Source organism: Methylorubrum extorquens, from assembly GCF_024169925.1.
In the GTDB taxonomy this organism is placed as follows: domain Bacteria; phylum Pseudomonadota; class Alphaproteobacteria; order Rhizobiales; family Beijerinckiaceae; genus Methylobacterium; species Methylobacterium extorquens_A.
In genome coordinates this window covers 991,048-1,004,601 of record NZ_JALJXF010000001.1, presented here as the reverse complement: position 1 = coordinate 1,004,601, position 13,554 = coordinate 991,048, and the positions used below count along the sequence as shown (strand labels likewise).

At 66.1% G+C, this 13,554-nt stretch carries 21 protein-coding genes and 1 pseudogene; 14 read left to right on the top strand and 8 right to left on the bottom strand.

Annotated elements, in window-relative coordinates:
* The first annotated feature begins 73 nt into the window (after nt 1–73).
* From J2W78_RS04880 to J2W78_RS04830, 11 genes are all read left to right on the top strand, one after another.
* The gene (locus J2W78_RS04880; RefSeq protein ID WP_253368487.1) at nt 74–1,336 is read left to right on the top strand and encodes a hypothetical protein; all 1,263 of its coding nucleotides are present in this window, start codon (nt 74–76) and stop codon (nt 1,334–1,336) included.
* The gene (locus J2W78_RS04875; RefSeq protein WP_253368485.1) at nt 1,336–1,785 is read left to right on the top strand and encodes a hypothetical protein; all 450 of its coding nucleotides are present in this window, start codon (nt 1,336–1,338) and stop codon (nt 1,783–1,785) included. Before J2W78_RS04880 ends, J2W78_RS04875 begins: the two co-directional genes overlap by 1 nt.
* Before the next feature lie 10 nt (nt 1,786–1,795).
* Nucleotides 1,796–2,092: a hypothetical protein gene (locus tag J2W78_RS04870; protein ID WP_253368483.1), complete on the top strand. Its 297-nt coding sequence runs from the start codon at nt 1,796–1,798 to the stop codon at nt 2,090–2,092.
* Between the two features lie 71 nt (nt 2,093–2,163).
* A complete protein-coding gene (locus tag J2W78_RS04865; protein WP_253368481.1) occupies nt 2,164–2,862 on the top strand; it encodes an NlpC/P60 family protein in 699 nt (232 codons plus the stop codon).
* 193 nt (nt 2,863–3,055) lie between these two features.
* Nucleotides 3,056–3,352, top strand: coding sequence for a Pam3-gp28 family putative phage holin (locus J2W78_RS04860; RefSeq protein WP_253368480.1), 297 nt, complete (start codon nt 3,056–3,058; stop codon nt 3,350–3,352).
* Between the two features lies 1 nt (nt 3,353).
* Nucleotides 3,354–3,584 (top strand): peptidoglycan-binding protein, encoded by a 231-nt coding sequence (locus tag J2W78_RS04855; protein WP_253368478.1) that lies wholly within the window; start codon nt 3,354–3,356, stop codon nt 3,582–3,584.
* 3 nt (nt 3,585–3,587) lie between these two features.
* On the top strand, nt 3,588–3,794 hold the full coding sequence (locus J2W78_RS04850; RefSeq protein WP_253368476.1) for a hypothetical protein: 207 nt from the start codon (nt 3,588–3,590) through the stop codon (nt 3,792–3,794).
* Nucleotides 3,795–3,970: 176 nt separating this feature from the next.
* The gene (locus tag J2W78_RS04845; protein WP_253368474.1) at nt 3,971–4,258 is read left to right on the top strand and encodes a hypothetical protein; all 288 of its coding nucleotides are present in this window, start codon (nt 3,971–3,973) and stop codon (nt 4,256–4,258) included.
* Nucleotides 4,255–4,713 (top strand): hypothetical protein, encoded by a 459-nt coding sequence (locus J2W78_RS04840; RefSeq protein ID WP_253368473.1) that lies wholly within the window; start codon nt 4,255–4,257, stop codon nt 4,711–4,713. The genes J2W78_RS04845 and J2W78_RS04840 overlap by 4 nt, the downstream gene beginning before the upstream one ends.
* 408 nt (nt 4,714–5,121) lie before the next feature.
* Complete coding sequence (locus tag J2W78_RS04835) at nt 5,122–5,652, top strand: hypothetical protein (RefSeq protein ID WP_253368471.1); 531 nt, start codon at nt 5,122–5,124, stop codon at nt 5,650–5,652.
* Nucleotides 5,653–5,883: 231 nt separating this feature from the next.
* Nucleotides 5,884–6,132 carry a hypothetical protein gene (locus tag J2W78_RS04830; protein ID WP_253368469.1) on the top strand — a complete coding sequence of 83 codons (249 nt, stop codon included), beginning with the start codon at nt 5,884–5,886 and terminating at the stop codon, nt 6,130–6,132.
* Between the two features lie 221 nt (nt 6,133–6,353).
* On the opposite strand, the gene J2W78_RS04825 is transcribed toward J2W78_RS04830, so the two are convergent.
* The 4 genes from J2W78_RS04825 to J2W78_RS04810 all read right to left on the bottom strand — a co-directional run bounded on the left by J2W78_RS04825 (nt 6,354) and on the right by J2W78_RS04810 (nt 8,579).
* Nucleotides 6,354–6,896: a hypothetical protein gene (locus J2W78_RS04825; protein ID WP_253368467.1), complete on the bottom strand. Its 543-nt coding sequence runs from the start codon at nt 6,894–6,896 to the stop codon at nt 6,354–6,356.
* A gap of 135 nt (nt 6,897–7,031) precedes the next feature.
* A complete protein-coding gene (locus J2W78_RS04820; protein ID WP_253368465.1) occupies nt 7,032–7,763 on the bottom strand; it encodes a thermonuclease family protein in 732 nt (243 codons plus the stop codon).
* A gap of 265 nt (nt 7,764–8,028) precedes the next feature.
* Nucleotides 8,029–8,238 (bottom strand): hypothetical protein, encoded by a 210-nt coding sequence (locus tag J2W78_RS04815; protein ID WP_253368463.1) that lies wholly within the window; start codon nt 8,236–8,238, stop codon nt 8,029–8,031.
* A gap of 86 nt (nt 8,239–8,324) precedes the next feature.
* Entirely contained in the window at nt 8,325–8,579 is a 255-nt protein-coding gene (locus J2W78_RS04810; RefSeq protein WP_253368461.1) for a hypothetical protein, read from the bottom strand.
* A gap of 139 nt (nt 8,580–8,718) precedes the next feature.
* Between J2W78_RS04810 and J2W78_RS04805 the strand changes: the two genes are divergently transcribed.
* Nucleotides 8,719–9,174 carry a LexA family protein gene (locus J2W78_RS04805; protein ID WP_253368459.1) on the top strand — a complete coding sequence of 152 codons (456 nt, stop codon included), beginning with the start codon at nt 8,719–8,721 and terminating at the stop codon, nt 9,172–9,174.
* Nucleotides 9,171–10,502, top strand: coding sequence for a Y-family DNA polymerase (locus J2W78_RS04800; RefSeq protein ID WP_253368457.1), 1,332 nt, complete (start codon nt 9,171–9,173; stop codon nt 10,500–10,502). Before J2W78_RS04805 ends, J2W78_RS04800 begins: the two co-directional genes overlap by 4 nt.
* Before the next feature lie 366 nt (nt 10,503–10,868).
* Here the strand turns inward: J2W78_RS04800 and J2W78_RS04795 are convergent, their stop codons facing one another.
* From J2W78_RS04795 to J2W78_RS24820, 4 genes are all read right to left on the bottom strand, one after another.
* Nucleotides 10,869–11,264 carry a hypothetical protein gene (locus J2W78_RS04795; protein WP_253368456.1) on the bottom strand — a complete coding sequence of 132 codons (396 nt, stop codon included), beginning with the start codon at nt 11,262–11,264 and terminating at the stop codon, nt 10,869–10,871.
* 74 nt (nt 11,265–11,338) lie between these two features.
* Nucleotides 11,339–11,605 carry a hypothetical protein gene (locus J2W78_RS04790; RefSeq protein ID WP_253368454.1) on the bottom strand — a complete coding sequence of 89 codons (267 nt, stop codon included), beginning with the start codon at nt 11,603–11,605 and terminating at the stop codon, nt 11,339–11,341.
* 79 nt (nt 11,606–11,684) lie between these two features.
* A complete protein-coding gene (locus J2W78_RS04785) occupies nt 11,685–11,951 on the bottom strand; it encodes a hypothetical protein (protein ID WP_253368453.1) in 267 nt (88 codons plus the stop codon).
* Between the two features lie 9 nt (nt 11,952–11,960).
* Nucleotides 11,961–12,617, bottom strand: a complete 657-nt coding sequence (locus J2W78_RS24820; RefSeq protein WP_367399930.1) for a tyrosine-type recombinase/integrase — start codon at nt 12,615–12,617, stop codon at nt 11,961–11,963.
* 108 nt (nt 12,618–12,725) lie between these two features.
* Between J2W78_RS24820 and J2W78_RS04775 the strand changes: the two are divergent.
* Nucleotides 12,726–13,508: pseudogene (locus tag J2W78_RS04775) on the top strand (IS3 family transposase); the annotation flags it as partial.
* Between the last annotated feature and the right edge of the window lie 46 nt (nt 13,509–13,554).

The window sequence follows — 13,554 nt, the reverse complement described above, 5'->3', positions numbered from 1 at the left end:
CTCTGAGCGCCTTCCGCCCGACCCCGCGAACAACTCCGCTCTGCCATCCCCTCGCTTCTGAGGACGCTCGCCTATGCCTCTCTACGGTCCTTCGAATGCCACCGCGACGGTCACCGCGAACACCAACTCGGTGGCGATCACCGGCATGGATCTGAATGCCGTCGTCCAGCAGGGCATGACGATTAGCTTCGGCGCTCGCGATCGGGCTGTCGGCGACGCCTGGATCATCAACACGGTGGTCCCAAACGGCACGAACGGCGGCACGCTCACCACCGCGGGCAGCATCCCGACCGCCTACAACAGCGTGCCCTTCCTGATCGACACGCGGGGGTTCAACGGCACCGATTCCAGCTTCGCGGCGGCGGTGAGCCTGAAGCTGCTGGCGACGCTCACCAACCTGCTCGGCACCGCCACCAACCTGTTTGCGGGATCGCGTCAGCTCGTGCTCGACAAGGTGGCGAGCACTGCGATCGGGCGCATCGCCTTTGCCATCGCCGGCCGGACCTGGGGCGACATTTCCCAGCGCAGCCTCAGCTACACCCCGACCGGCGGGCAGGTGGCCACAATCGAGACGCTGGCCCTGCGCGCCTTCCCCGACGGCGCCACGCCGAGCGACGCGCTGCTGATCGATCTTGCCAACGGCACGGGGGATCTGCGCCAGGGCAGCGCCACGATGGCCTCGGCGGCGATGGTCGATCTCGGCTCGGCCCCGGCCGGCAAGGTGACGATCACCGGCGGGGCGGTCATCACGTCGTTCGGGCCGGGCAAGCACCTCGTGCGCCTGTTGCGCTTCACCGAGGGCGCGACCCTCACCCATAGCGCCCCCAGCCTCGTCCTGCCCGGCGGGCGCAACATCGTCACGCAGGGCGGCGACACGGCCCTGGCCACGTCGGACGCCGCCGGCAACTGGACGGTGCGGCACTATCAGAGAGCCAGCGGCTATCCGGTGATCGCGCCGCAGGTGGTCTCGGGCAACAGCGGTACGACGCCGGTGCCGGCCGGCACGACCCGCTACTTCACCAACGCCCTGGTCGGCATCAACGCGGCCCTCGCCTACGTGCCGGCGGGACGTGCGGGCCGCTTCAAGAACCTGCGGGTCATCACGGGCGGGGCGCCCGGCGCCAACCAGACCTACAAGTTCACGCTGGAGAAGCTGTTCTCCGACACGGCGCTGACCTGCACGATCTCTGGTTCCGGCTCCAACCAAGCGTCCGATCTCGTCAACAGCGTCGAGTTCGCGGCGGGGGAGCGCTGGTCGATCAAGGTCGAAGCCAGCGCGGGCGCCCCGGACGCGAGCAACATCCTGTTCTCCATGCTCTTCGAGGCGACCGACTGATGCCCGAGTTCCTTCAGATCCGCGACGACCAGGGCCGCAAGATCACCTGCCTCGTGATCGAGAAAGGGGAGACCCAGCCAGCCCTGCCGGATGGATGGGCGATCGAGCCGGCCGATGACGCTCCGCTCTGGACGGCGCCGGCCAACGCGATTTCGGACCGCCAGTTCGCGCAGGCGCTCGCGCTTGCCGGCACCATCTCCGAAGTCGAGGCGCTGGCCTGGGCCGCGCGGGGCGATCTTCCCGAAGCCATGGAAGCCGCGCTGGCGAAGATCCCCGAGGCGGGCGGCCACCGCTTCGGCGCGCGCATGATGCTGGCCGGCGCGACCACCTTCGAGCGCGACCACCCGCTCACCGATCAGCTCGGCGGCCTGCTCACCAACCCGGCCACCGGCCAACCCTACGACCCCGCGGCGCTCGATGCGCTGTGGTCCCGCGCCGCCGCCCTGTGAGGAGCGATCCATGCTGACCCTGACCAAGACCGTCACGACGACGGAAACGCTCGATACGCCCGAGGCCATCGCCGACCACGTGCACGCCGAGTTCCTGCGGCGCGTCGAGGCGGCGCCGTTCAAGTTCGGCGACCGGGTCCGGATCACCCGCCGCGACGGTATCCCGCCCGAGTTCATGGTCGGCGATATCGGCACGGTGATGCTGTGCGATCCCGAGTTCTCGCCGCTCACCACCCTGATGGGCGTGAACACCACCGGGATGACGATCCAATTCCCAGTGCAGACGGCGAACCTCGAAGCCGCCTGATCCCGACTCGCTCGCCGCGCCACCCGGCCCGAGCCTGAGACGACCCCCCAACATGATCGGAGAACACCCTCATGGACGTCGCTGTGATTCAGCGCGCTCTCTTGGCGCGCGGGTATGACCTCGGACCCTCGGGTGCGGACGGCGATGCCGGTCCCCGCACCATCGCCGCCGTGACCGCGTTCCAGCGCTCGGCGGGGCTCGTGGCCGACGGTATTGCCGGGCCGAAGACGCAGGCCGCCCTGCAGAAGGCGGACATCAGCGAACGGCGCGAGGCGCCGGAGAAACCCGGCTGGCTTGTGCTCGCCGAGGGCGAACTCGGCGTGCGCGAGGGACCGGGCGCGGCCAACAACCCGCGGGTCGTGCAGCTCTTCGCCGATGCGGGCTTCTCCGGCATCAAGCAGGACTCGGTCGCGTGGTGCGCGGCAGCGGTCGGCGCCATGCTCAAGCGGGCCGGCCATAAGCCGTCGGGCAGCCTCGCGGCGCGGTCCTACGAGGCGTGGGGCGTCGGGCTGAAGGAGCCGGCCCTCGGCGCCGTCGCCACGAAGAAGCGGGGCAACTCGTCCTGGCAGGGGCATGTCGGCTTCGTCGTCGGCGCCAACGCGAGCCAGATCTTCCTGCTGGGCGGCAACCAGGGCGATGCGTGGTCCGTCGCGGCCTTCCCCCGCAAGGAGTTCACCGCCTTCCGCTGGCCGGCCGACGTGCCGCTGCCGGCGCCGCACACGCTGCCGACGACGATCGCCGGGGCGCGCTCGGGCGTGAGCGAAGCATAGTTCAGCGAGCCGGCCGCTAGGGGGGTACGAGCCGGCCCGCCGGCCGCTGACCCAGGACTGATCGGGCAGAGCCAGCGGCGTCGCCTCATGCGCGACCGACCGCCAGCGCTCAAGCCGCCTCGACCTTGCTTGACCAATTCGTGATCCCGAGCCGGCCGGGCCCGCCGTGCATCCCCACCATCAGGACATCACCATGATGAACACCGCGCAAATCGCGTCCCTGGCGCGTATCCTCATCGTTGCCGTCGGCAGCATCCTCGTCGGCCGTGGCTGGGCCACGCAGGAGCAGGTCGACTTCATCAGCGACGCGACCCTGCTGACCGCCGTCATCGGCGGCGTCGCAGCCCTTGCCGCCGCGGTCTACGGCGTGTGGATGCGCCGCCCGGCCGGCATCGTCGCGTCCGCCGCGAAGCTCCCCGAGGTGTCCGCGATTAAGGCTGCCCCGAAGCTCGTCGATCGCGTGGACGACGCCAAGGTGACGGTGCGCTGACGTGCCGTTCACCCTCCCGTGGTGGGCGTCCGCGTTCATCACCTTCCTCGTGCGGGCCGTCAACGATTGGGCGGCCCGCCAGCGCGCGGAGGAGGTCTTGCGCGACCTCGGCGCGGCAACGCAGGCGAACACCGCCCGCGCCGAGGCCGAGCGCCAGGAAGCCGCCGCCGAACGCGCTGGTGCGGCCGCAGCGGACGAGGCCGACGACTCCCGAGACCTCCGGAAGGACTGAGCCGTGCTGATCACCTGCACCGTAGCGGGCTTTTTCGTGTTCGCCTGCCAGAGCCCCGACCCGACGCCGCCCGCCGCCCGGTTCTGCCGGACGATGACGGCGCCGGTCCTCTACTCGGCGAAGGACACGGCGGAGACCCGCCGGCAGCTCCGGGGCCTGAACGCGAAGTGGCGGGCGGCGTGTGAAGCCCCGGCTGCGGGTGGACGCTGAGAGATGGCATGCCGGATCGAAAAGAGGTGTCCCTTGAGCGTGCGCGCGAACTCGTCCGTCTCCTCGAGGGGCAGATGCCTGACCGGATGCCGGCGCCACCGAACACCGAACTCGGCGAACGGTTCGACCGGCAGCTGATGGAAAGCCAAGGCCGTCGCGATGGCCGGGACATCCATATGTTCCCAGCTCACCTCCGCAAATGGTTCGACACGCTCAGCGAGGCGGACGTGATGAAGCTGGAACGCCTCATGGCGGTGAAGGCCGAGACGGTCGCCTGGATCGACGGCAAGAACGATCGCGAGCTGCGCAACCTCGACGGGGCCGTGGATTTCATCACCTCATCGCGGACCGCAGCGAAAGTGCTGATCTGGATCGGTGGCACGGCGGTCGCCTTCGTTGCCGGCGTCACGGCGCTCGCGAAGAACGGCATCGACCTGTTCTCGATCGTGAGAGGGGGGCGATGATGGGGCTGCGCCTCTTCGGCTACGCCTGCCTTGGCATCATCTCGGCGGCGATCCTTGCGACCGCAGGCGTAATGGCTTGGTTCATCGCGGACCGCGGCCTCCCCGTCGAAGTGCCCGAGACCACCGTGCTGACGCCCACCGTCCGACCCGGCGGACGCCTTTGCATCCGGCAGAGGGTCGACTACCTCCGCGACTGCCGCGGGAACGTCGATCGGGCGCTGTTCGACGCCCACACGCACCGGGTGATCCTGCCTCCGATCAAATACGAGCGCCCGCCGCAGGGGCTCGGGCTGCGCGTCATCACCACATGCTTCACGGTGCCTGACGAGTTCGAGCCCGGCCCAGGCGAGTACCACGCGGCGCCGGAATACGCCTGCAACCCACTGCAGCGATATTACTGGCCGATCACGCGGGCACAGAACGTGGTGCAGTTCCAGATCGAGCGGAAGCCGTGAGTGCGAGGACGAAAAGGAGCGCCGAGTTTCGTCTTCTTCTCAGCGACTTAGCGCCCAACTCTTTTGTCCTATGGAATTTGCCCCGGTTCTGCCATATTTTCGCAATGGGTTGATGAGTAGCGTGGCGAGAATGACGGGGATTGACGCGGGAGCCTGGGCGGATGTTGCGCTTAAGATCGGCCTGGGCGGTGCTGTCATTCTCGTTCTGGCTATCGGCGCTGCAATAGGGCTCGCAACCCGCGGGCCCGAATTCGTGAGCGCGTTGAATGGAGTCTTGAGTACGATCTTGGAACACCGGCGGGAAAGCCGCCGCATCAAAGACGAAACGGCGCGGGAACGTGACCGCCTTGCGTTAGAGTTCCAGAACCAAGGGGTTAGACGGTTGGAGGCACGGCAGGACTTGAACCCATGAGCTTGCAACTCGCACTCTTGATTATTGTCACAGCCGCCGCCGCGGCTCTTGCCGTTGGCAAGTGGCACGCGTTCGCGTGTGCGGACCTCGATCGACTTCGCCAGCAAGAGCATTGGGTCGGGCGCTTCGCTCGGGGCTCGCGCCTTCTGATGGACGATGATCGCGTGCCTCAGTCGTTCTTGGAGACCTTGGCCGGGCTCAATGCGGCCATGCTTGATCGAAGCTCCACGCTGCTGCTCTACAAGGTCTTCACCTCGCCTGACCGCCCATCTCAATCAACGGCGCTGAACTCCGATGGGACGCCGTTCTACGAGGGCGACGACGCTCTGGCCCAACTGGTCTCAGAGACGTTGTTCGCGGCCATAATGGCCACCAGCTACGCAGATTTACGGTCTGGCGAACGTGCGCGCGGTGCGATGGCCCGCCTCTACAAAGGGCAGGCTCAGGTCACGGATCTTGCATCGGTGGCAGCCCGAGAAGTCACTCGCTCAGACCATTCGTTGCCTCCTGATCTCGTAGCCGCATAGCCCCAAATTCGGCGCCCATATCAGCCCCGCCGGCACCCGCCGCGCGGGGTTTTTCGTGCGCTTGGCGCACGGGGACGCTTGGGATCGGCGGACCGCCGCCGGGGCGAAAGGCGCCGGGCGGCCAGACAGTCCCGGCACATCGAAACAGGATGTGCTGTTAGACGCTATGCAACATATAATTGATTATGCAGTCTCGTCCCCTCGGCGAATCCCCGCCGGTAGAGGCGCAGTATGGTCAGCACCAATCCGACAGCGAACGTGGAAAGCGATCTCCCGACTGATCGATATGAGCGCGCCCTCGCCGAGGCGATCGGCGGTCTCGAAACCATCCGCGATGAAGGGCCCGCGGCCGATCCGGCTTATCCGACCCACGGAGGGATTGAGGTGCACGAAGCATGGGGCTTCGACTCGGCCTCGCACGAGCGCGCGGAGACGGCGCGGGGCACGCTGGTGAACGTAGAGGCGATCATGAAGGAGTGATCGGCCTGGGAGCGTTGAGCTGGACTATCCGCCCACCGCAGCCCGTCTGCCTCATGCCCGCCCTCCAGCGGGTCCTTCCATCTCGATACCCACCTTGCCCTGCCCGGCTCGCCGCGGCGGGGTTTTTCGTACGCACACCTGCCCGGAAATGGGGCGACCGATCAAGCGGACGCTGCCTTAAACCAGCAACCGATGGCGGACGGCGAACTTGGCTCAACGGATCAGGGCCTTGGAGCCTCGTCAGGCGCCACCCTTTCCTTCGCCTCTGATACGACTTTCCTTGCAAAGTTCAGCCCAATTTCAGCGGCCTCAACCGGGCTATAATTATCTCTGAACTTCGAGTTGGGGTTGATCGGCGCAGCATATTCCTCGCCTCTATCAATTACCGACCTAAGCTCAATCCGCGCTGGACGCCGAACTACGCTCAGCGGCTTCCCGTCCCCACCAGAACTCCAAGTAATCACTCCGCCGATAATAGTGATGCTGACGTTGCTCAGGTCGTCTGTAGGGGCACCAATTCGCATATCAGCATTTGCTTCTTCATAGATTGGCACTATGCCGTGCTCATCAATATTACGAGCATGCAGAAGATAAGCTAGGCATACTGATTTTTTACGCTCATGCTTGATCCTCCCGTACCAAGGAGAGCTGCCACCTGTCTTGCTTGCCTGTTCGAGTTTTGTAAAAATTCTGTTGTATTGTACTAAGAAGTCCGACCAGGCATCCTTTAGCTCGGCGATACTCTTCGAGCCTTTGAGCCGCACGAAGCCCTCTTCGGCCCGTCTCAGTGCGGTCGCTGCAGCTTCATACCCATTCGCGTTCATTGTGCTCCCCTAAGCAAATTCGACCTGTCACGCGCCGCTGCGAGCATCCGCTTCCGCACCTCGGCCGTGCGATCGTCAGCCTCGCGGTGCCCGCCAACCGGCCGCCTTCGCCTCATCCTCCGAGCAGAACATGCGCTCGCCCGAGGCTTCGTCGATCTGCGTGCGCTCGTAGTCGCGTGTGCCGGGCAGGTGATAAATCCGATCACCCTTGCGCGAGATGTTGCCCTTGATGGCGCAGGCACTCACCGCTGCGGCCGGCGGCGTCTTCGGAGCGGGGATCGGTCCGTCCGGGCCGCCAGACGCCGCCATGCCCACACCTTGCACCCGCTCGCCCTTCCGCCAATCCCATGGCGGAGTGAACTGGCCGGCCCAAATCCCGCGCTTTGCCCGCTTGGCCGCATCCTCCTGCGCAACATAGGCGGTGGAGTAGCGCCGGTAGGCCATGCCGAGCCCTTCCTCGACCAGCCAGCCGTTGAGGTCGAGCGCGCCGAGGCGGCAGACCGCAACGGTGCGCCCGTACCGGTCTTTCTCAATCGGCTCGCAGGCAACGTTGCTCTGACCGATCTTGTCGGAGAGGGCGAGCGCCGCCGTCCGGCCGCAGGGATAGTCCTTGCCGGCCGCGTCGCCGCACATCTGAGCGCTCTCTGGCGTATCGACGCCCTGCAGGCGGAACCGCTCGTTCCGGATTTCGATCGTATCGCCATCGATGACGGAGGCGCGGCCTGTAACGGTCTCGGCGCGAGCGCTACCGGCGCCGACCGCGACGGTGATGATGGCCGCGACCGCCGTCAAACGCACCCGGGACATAGAGTCTTCCTCTTGTGTTGGGGCGAAGATCGCCGCGGCTGTGGCAGTGGCGTGGACGTCCATGGCAGCCGTCGGCTCGGACCATGCCAGGCGTCGCGCTCGCGGAAGGCGCCTGAGACAGGTCGACAAGCATGAGTGCACCGGCGCCGAACAGCGCCAGGATAGCAGTCCGAATCACGGGCATTTCCTCCTGTTTTCGAGAGGATGCGCACGCACGCTGAAGTAGTCCAGATGCCGTGGCGGTGGTGCGAACCATTCGCCGCCGTCAGGCTTCCGAGCTCGCATCGAACTCAGCCCACACACCCGTCAGCCTGCGTGCCTCGCGCCAGAGCGGGTGCCGTGGTGGAAGCGCCAGCACCTTGCCCATGGTCGTCTGCCCCTTGATCGGTGCGCAGATGAGCGTCCGGAGATCGAAGGACTCAGGATGATCCGTGCCGCCGATCTCGATCTGACCGTCGGACTCGCCCACGCTCAACCTGACTACCTCGCGCGATGGCGGGTCGTCAGGCAGGGCCAGGAGCAAGTAGGGATGGGTCGGAAGGCCCATGCTCACCCCCACGGTCAAGCCGCCTGCAGGCTCTCAGCAAAATCATCTGGCACCTCGCCGTACTGGCCGAGGATCGTGGCGCTCTCTAATTCGCCCGTCTCGTCATCGGCCACGATCTGCAGGGCGGCCGTCCCTGGCATCCGTGCTGCCATCGCCTCGGCTCGCTTCAGCGCCGCACTGCTCGTCGTTGAGACCTGCCTATCGCCGGGGATGAGCCGCTTCCGCTTCAGCACGAAGGTCTGCACCAGGAAGGTCGTCCGCATCGTCATCGCTGATACCCTCACCAAGCCCCGATCGGGCGTTGTCCACGTTTTCCACAGGGCGGCACGGTCACGTTTATGCTCACGTTGACCCGGAACCGTCGGGCTGCTTGTTCTCTTTTCGTTCTATCACGGGAGAGGGCACGGCGTGAGCCTGTTTCGGGTCAACGAACTACCGGACCAAGGCTTCTCCACCGTTCGCGTACCGCTGATGGGGCCGTCGCTTTGCGCGGGCTTCCCGTCGCCGGCCGACGACTTCGTCGAGAACGCCCTGGAGTTGCCGCGCTGGCTCGTACCGAACCCGCCCGCCACCTTCCTTTGGCGCATCGCGGGCGATTCGATGCGCGATGCCGGGATCTTCGATGGGGATCTCGCCTGCGTCGATCGCAGCCTCAAGCCCGCGCACGGCAGCGTCGTCGTAGCGGCTGTCGATGGCGAGATGTCGATCAAGCGCATGGTGGTCGAGGGCAACACGGCTCGGCTCTCCTTCGACAACGCCGACCTGCCGGTCTACGCGCTGGAGGAACTGGCCGAAGTCGATGTCTGGGGCGTGGTGCGCTTCACCATCCGCTGGCACGTCGCGCGCGCTGGACAGGGTCGATGAGCGGCGCCGAGGCGCGCCTGCGGGATCGGATCGGCGGCGGGCGAGCCCTCGCCCTCATCGACGGCAACAGCTTCTACTGCTCGTGCGAGCGCGTGTTCGACGCCAAGCTCGCCCGCGTGCCGGTGATCGTGCTGAGCAATAATGATGGATGTGCGATAGCCCGCACCGCCGAGGCCAAAGCGCTCGGGATCAAGATGGGCGCGCCCTACTTCATGATCCGTCAGCTCTGCGAGACGCAGGGCGTGCGCGTGTTCTCGTCAAATTATACCCTCTACGGAGACATGTCAGCGCGCATCAACGCGATCTACCGCGACGCCACGCCCGACGTGGAGGTCTACTCGATCGACGAGAGCTTCCTCGACCTGACAGGCTTCGTCCGCCGGGATCGCGTTGCGCTCGCCCGCGATATCCGCGCCACCGTGCGAGCCTGGACCGGCATCCCAACCTGCGTCGGCATCGGCCCGACCAAGACGCTCGCCAAGCTCGCCAACCACATCGCCAAGACGGTGCCCGAACTCGACGGGGTATGCGATCTGACCGAGCCGACGGCCTACGATCACTGGCTCTGCCGGATCCATGTCGGCGAGCTGTGGGGCGTCGGTCGCGCCTCGCTGCCGAAGCTCGAGGCGATGGGCATCGACACCGTAGCGGACCTGCGCGACATCGACCCGCGGCCGGTGCGCAAGGCTCTGACCGTGGTCGGCGAGCGCATGATCCACGAGTTGCGCGGCGTGTCCTGCCTCGGGCTCGAACTGGTGCCGGCCCGGCGGAAGGGCTGCGCCGTAACCCGCTCGTTCTCAGGCCGGGTGACGGAGCGGGCCGAATTGGAGCAGGCGGTGGCCGCCCATGCGACACGGCTCGGCGAAAAGCTGCGGCGCGAAGGCCTCGGCACCGACCACATCACGGTCTTCTATCACACGAGCGAGCACGACCGCGGCGAACCCATGCGCTCGGTCTCGACGGTGGTGACGCTGCCGGAGGCGACCAACGACACGCTGGCGCTGATCCCCGCGGCGCTGCACGGCGTGGCCCGCACTTGGCGCGAGCAGGGCAGCCCGCCCTGGCGCTACTCGAAGGCGGGCGTGGTGACCGTCGATCTCGTGCCGCTCGCCGCCTCGCAACGGGCGCTGATCGGCCGGCTCGATCGTGAGCGCTCGACACGGCTCATGGGCGCGATGGACGCCTGCAACGCCCGTTTCGGCCGCGGCACCGTTGTGCCGGCACGGGCCGGGTTGGCGCAGCAGCGGCGGGCCTGGACGACGAAGTTCGAGATGCGCACGCCGCGCTACACGACACAGGTCGAGGAGCTTCCGGTAGCGCAAGCCTGATCAGGGTGTTTCCTGACTGATGGCGGAGATGGCATCACCGCGGCCGATGATGCGGGGCAAACGCGCAGCACCCATTACTCGAAGCCCAGCGTGAAAACTGCAATGCCAATCGCGGCGAGACCTGCCCATACGAGACTGGCATGTCGATCGCTCGAAGCCATCATCGTTGCGTCCGATGCGAACGCGACCATTAGCAACAGCCCGACCACAACACCCGCCCTGCAGCATGGTACAGGGCGCAGCATTGGCATTTTGAACATATAATTCATTTACAAATGTGGGGACGCTGGCGTGGGCGCTGAGGTGCTGCAGCGCGCATCGAACTGTGCGCGAGGAGCGCGGCTAGCGCGTCGCCAAAGGCTTCGGTTACTTCCCTTCGCGACGGGCCGCAAACTCCCAGATCGGGATCCCGACCGGCGCACCGGGTGTATCCCGGTAGCCGCTCACGTTGCCGAACAAGACCCGATTTGGCTCGATGCCGATCGCCTTGTGCCCTCCCGTCACCATCACCCCGCACCAATCCACGCGCAACGTTCCGTGCTGGGGATGGACGCCGAAGAGCTGCGGTGCCGTCCAGCCGAGGCGCACGGCGTCGGCGCCGAAACGCTCGATGAAGTCGGTGCAGGCCTCGTGAATGTTCGTCCAGACAGTGGGGTTCAGGTAGCGGCACGGCGAGGAGGTAGGGCGCAGGGCGCCGAAGGCTTTCCGCCACTCGGCCGCCTCAGGCGGCAGATGATCGGGCGCGAGTTCGGGAAGGAGCATTACGACTGCCGGCTGATGGCGGGGCCGACGGCATAGGGGTGTCCGGTTGCCTCAAGCTTACCGGCCGATCGGGCTTACGCCTTTTGCACCCGTGCCAGCAGGATCGCGGTCCAAATTGTGCCCCGCTTCAACCTCGCGCTTGCGGCAGGATCACGAGCGATCTTCCAGATCCATTCGTGGTTTCTGACAGCTGCTTTGAGGTCGATGCTGTAACCTGTAGCGATGGGATACGCGGTAATGTCTGGGTTATCTAAGTAGGCCTCAACCGCGCTATTTATCTGTTCTGCGAGAACAATCCTGTGTTTGCGCAGCGTATCAACTGTAGGCAGATCAATGTTCATGGTTCGATCGGCCTGGAGAGATGCGCCAGCACCTAAGACGTCCAGGCCAGTCGAGTTCCACCCGTGAGACGATCAGTGTTCATTTCTTGCTAGCCCGCGCCAGCAGGATAGCGGTGCGGGTGGCGGCACGCTTCAAGCCGGGGCTACTCTCAGGGTTGGCGACGACTTGGCTCGCCCAGCTATGGCCAGCGACAGCCGCAGCGAGGTCGAGGCTGTAGCCGTCCGCGATCGGGTACGCGCTGGCATCGGGGTTCGCGAAGTAGGCCGCGACCGCGACGCTGACTTGGTCGTCGGTGACGGCCTTGGCCTTGAAGAGTTCGCCGACGGTGGGGTTGGGATCAGCCATTTTCCGACCCTATCCCGCCCTCCTTAGGGAAGCGAGGCAATGGGTCACCGCGGGGCAGGTTTCGTCAGAGCGAAAGCCCTCCCCCGCGGTAACGTCGTCCAATGAAATCAATGGCATCACCCCGACTGTTAATCGCTTTGTCGCAGGTTCGAGTCCTGCTCGGGGAGCCAACAACCTTCTTAAATCTTGAGAATGTTGCACTTTTAGCTCCGAGCCCCACATTGGGTCGGAATGTGCGGTGATAGCGTCCTCGTTCCAGCGCCCGGCGATCCGCTCCGCGAGATTCGCCCGGTTGGCGCCGCGCACATAAGTCGCGCTCTCCCGGCTGCCGTCCGCCCACCCGAACCATGCGTTCAATTCGGCTTCCGCCGCCCCGCTCTCGGCCGCGCGGCGTGCCCCCGCCTTGCGCAGGCCGTGCGCTTGGCCCGGCGCGCCGGCAGCGACGCACGCGTCCCTGAACCATTTGCCGAAGCTCTCCTTGGTCATCGGCCGGCCACGTTCGCCCGCGATGAAGGTCAGATCCCCCGTCGGGCTCGCGGCAATCGAAGCAGCCAGCGGCGGCAGGATACGAATCGTTACCTCCTGGCTGGTCTTTTCCGTAAGAATGCGGACAACGCCGTTGCGGACATGCGGTCGGCCGAGACGCGCCGCGTCGCCCCGGCGCAGCCCCGTGTAGAGCAGGATGTCGAGCGCAAGGCGCTCGCGGGTGCCGACGGGCCAATGCGCCTCGAAGCGCGCGACTTCTTCCTCGGTCCAGGTGTGAAACAGCGGCTGCGCAAGGCGCCGCGGGGCAGAGACGACGAGGCCGCCCTGACAGCCGATCTCGTCGAGCTGGCGGCGCGGTATGGCCGCTACCGCTATCGGAAGATCAGCGCATTGCTGAAGGCCGCCGGTTGGCTGGTCAACGACAAGCGCGTGGAGCGGATCTGGCGGCAGGAAGGCCTGAAGGTCCCGGCCAAGCAGCCCCAGCGTGACCGCATCTGGGACGGGGATGGCTCCTGCCTGCGACTGCGAGCAGAGCATCGCGATCACGTCTGGTCCTACGACTTCGTCGAGGCTCGCACCCATGACGGGCGCAAGTTCCGGATGCTCAACGTGGTCGATGCGTTCACGCGTGAGTGCCTGGCGATCCGGGTGGCGCGCAAACTCAAGGCGGCGGACGTCATCGACGTGCTGTCCGACCTGCTCATCCTACGCGGTGTGCCGGGCCACATCCGCTCGGACAACGGTCCGGAGTTCATGGCCACGTCGGTACAGGCCTGGATCACCGGCGTCGGCGCGAAGACCGCCTGCATCGCACCCGGATCGCCATGGGAGAACGGTTGCGTCGAAAGCTTCAACGCACGGCTACGAGACGAGTTCTTGAACGGCGAGATCTTCTACACGCTCGAGGAGGCGCAGATCGTGATCGAGAGTTGGCGACGATACGGACAACGGCGTGCGTCCGCACGCTTCACTCGGCTACCGGCCGCCAGCCCCGGAGGTGTTCGTGCCCGCCTCTCCCGACCGGCTCCGCCGGCCAAGCTAACCGTGGATCAGAGGCCGACCCTGCACTAACTTTGAACTTGGACCACCCCGTGGGGGCCGATCAAAACAGGCTCAC

Excerpts from the sequence above, each read along its gene's own strand:
- J2W78_RS04800 (WP_253368457.1), top strand. The coding sequence starts at position 9,171 with ATGAGCGGCGCCGAGGCGCGCCTGCGGGATCGGATCGGCGGCGGGCGA.
- J2W78_RS04810 (WP_253368461.1), bottom strand. The coding sequence starts at position 8,579 with ATGACGATGCGGACGACCTTCCTGGTGCAGACCTTCGTGCTGAAGCGG.
- J2W78_RS04880 (WP_253368487.1), top strand. The coding sequence starts at position 74 with ATGCCTCTCTACGGTCCTTCGAATGCCACCGCGACGGTCACCGCGAAC.
- J2W78_RS04785 (WP_253368453.1), bottom strand. The coding sequence starts at position 11,951 with ATGGCTGATCCCAACCCCACCGTCGGCGAACTCTTCAAGGCCAAGGCC.
- J2W78_RS04875 (WP_253368485.1), top strand. The coding sequence starts at position 1,336 with ATGCCCGAGTTCCTTCAGATCCGCGACGACCAGGGCCGCAAGATCACC.
- J2W78_RS04795 (WP_253368456.1), bottom strand. The coding sequence starts at position 11,264 with ATGCTCCTTCCCGAACTCGCGCCCGATCATCTGCCGCCTGAGGCGGCC.
- J2W78_RS04865 (WP_253368481.1), top strand. The coding sequence starts at position 2,164 with ATGGACGTCGCTGTGATTCAGCGCGCTCTCTTGGCGCGCGGGTATGAC.
- J2W78_RS04820 (WP_253368465.1), bottom strand. The coding sequence starts at position 7,763 with ATGTCCCGGGTGCGTTTGACGGCGGTCGCGGCCATCATCACCGTCGCG.
- J2W78_RS04840 (WP_253368473.1), top strand. The coding sequence starts at position 4,255 with ATGATGGGGCTGCGCCTCTTCGGCTACGCCTGCCTTGGCATCATCTCG.
- J2W78_RS04860 (WP_253368480.1), top strand. The coding sequence starts at position 3,056 with ATGATGAACACCGCGCAAATCGCGTCCCTGGCGCGTATCCTCATCGTT.
- J2W78_RS04835 (WP_253368471.1), top strand. The coding sequence starts at position 5,122 with ATGAGCTTGCAACTCGCACTCTTGATTATTGTCACAGCCGCCGCCGCG.
- J2W78_RS04790 (WP_253368454.1), bottom strand. The coding sequence starts at position 11,605 with ATGAACATTGATCTGCCTACAGTTGATACGCTGCGCAAACACAGGATT.
- J2W78_RS04845 (WP_253368474.1), top strand. The coding sequence starts at position 3,971 with ATGTTCCCAGCTCACCTCCGCAAATGGTTCGACACGCTCAGCGAGGCG.
- J2W78_RS04870 (WP_253368483.1), top strand. The coding sequence starts at position 1,796 with ATGCTGACCCTGACCAAGACCGTCACGACGACGGAAACGCTCGATACG.
- J2W78_RS04830 (WP_253368469.1), top strand. The coding sequence starts at position 5,884 with ATGGTCAGCACCAATCCGACAGCGAACGTGGAAAGCGATCTCCCGACT.